At 66.1% G+C, this 1,586-nt stretch carries 2 protein-coding genes; both read right to left on the bottom strand.

Annotated features, from left to right (window positions below):
- A partial coding sequence (locus tag RMO97_RS04045) for a DNA glycosylase AlkZ-like family protein (protein ID WP_310539260.1) occupies window positions 1-428 on the bottom strand: 428 nt, incomplete at its 3' end.
- Between the two features lie 9 nt (window positions 429-437).
- Window positions 438-1,208, bottom strand: a complete 771-nt coding sequence (gene ppk2 / locus RMO97_RS04040; protein ID WP_310539259.1) for a polyphosphate kinase 2 — start codon at window positions 1,206-1,208, stop codon at window positions 438-440.
- Window positions 1,209-1,586 lie beyond the last annotated feature (378 nt).

Raw genomic sequence — 1,586 nt, 5'->3', positions numbered from 1 at the left:
GAGATGGCGCCGCGGGCGTGGATTTCGGCCAGCGCCTTGTCGATGAAGGTCCGGTTCTCGCGCAGGAAACGGGCGACCCCCCTCCAGGTCCCGAGCCCCTCGCGGGCGTCGTCCATCCGCCAACGCATCAGGGGCTGCAGGGCGTGGGGGGCCAGCGACGCCTCATGCATCCAGTATTCGAACAGGGCCGGCTTCTGGCCCCAGGCGATCTCTTCCAGCAGGGGCCGGGGATAGGCGCCGAGCCGGGAGAACAGCGGCAGGTAGTGGGTGCGGCTGACCACATTGACCGAGTCGATCTGCAGCAGGCCCAGCCGCTCGATGGTCTTGATCAGGTGACGCTTGCCTGGGTCGGCTGGGCGGCGATCGGCGAAGCCTTGCGCGGCCAGCGCAATGCGCCGGGCGTCCAGTGCGGTGAGGGTCTGCGTCATGCCTCGCCGTCAGCGCTCCAGGCGCCCGTCCGAAAGCGATTCGATCTCGAAGGGGAAGACCACCTTGGGATCGGGATCCTTGATCTTCTTGGCGATGTCCTTGGGCGCCATGGCGTTGACCAGGTAGCGCAGCACGTTCAGCCGGCCCTCGGTCTTGTCGTCGTTGCGCACGCAGACCCAGGGGGTGCGCGGGGCATGGGTGCGTTTCAGCATCTCGTCGCGGGCCTTGGTGTAGTCGTCCCACTTGGACTGGGCGGCCGCGTCCAGGGGGCTGGACTTGAGCACCTTCAGGGGGTCGGTGCGGCGTTCCTCCAGGCGCTGGGCCTGCTCCTTCTTGGAGACGTCCAGCCACAGCTTCACCAGGGTGACGCCGCTCTCCACCAGCATGGCCTCGAAGGTCGTCACGTCGCGGAGGAAGGCTTCGTGCTCCTCGGGCGTGCAGAACCCCATCACCGTTTCGACGCCGCCGCGATTGTACCAGGAGCGGTTGAAGATCACGACCTCACCAGCGGCCGGCAGGTATCCGACATAGCGCTGGAAGTACCACTGGCTGCGTTCGCGGTCGGAGGGCTTGGGCAGGGCGATGACCCGGGTGGCGCGGACCGAGAGATGCTCGATCACCCGCCGGATCGTGCCGTCCTTGCCCGCCGCATCGCGGCCCTCGAAGATGATCAGCACCTTGGCGCCGCTCTCCATCGCCCGCTGCTGGCTGCGCACCAGGGCAAGCTGCGCCTGTTCGAGATCGTTGAGGCCGTCGTCGGACTTATCGGATTTGGACATGGCGCGAGCCTAGTCCCTGTGGCGGGGGGCGCGCCAGGGGTGTCGAAAGTGGGAACCCGCGCGACCTGTCCGGGGCGTCAGCTTAGACCCGTTAAGTCGTGCGTGTCCCCACTTTCATCCAGGCCCGAAGCCAGCGGTGAGAATCGACCCAAAGCGGGCATTCCCGATATCACCGTAGCGTCAGCAGACAGTTCAAGCGTCACCGAGTGGTGAGCGCCTCCACGGGCACGTTTAGCCTGTATACAAACCCGCTCGGTCGGTAGTCGAGTTCGACTTGGCCCTTTAGCTGTTGCCCCAAGGACGTGATCATTCGCGTCCCGAAACTCCTTCGCGTCGGTTCGCTCACTGGCGGGCCTCCAAGCTCCGCCCATTCAAGCC

The sequence above is a fragment of the Phenylobacterium sp. genome (assembly GCF_031425575.1).
Classification (GTDB): Bacteria; Pseudomonadota; Alphaproteobacteria; order Caulobacterales; family Caulobacteraceae; genus Phenylobacterium.
This window is presented reverse-complemented; position numbering and strand designations above follow the sequence as displayed.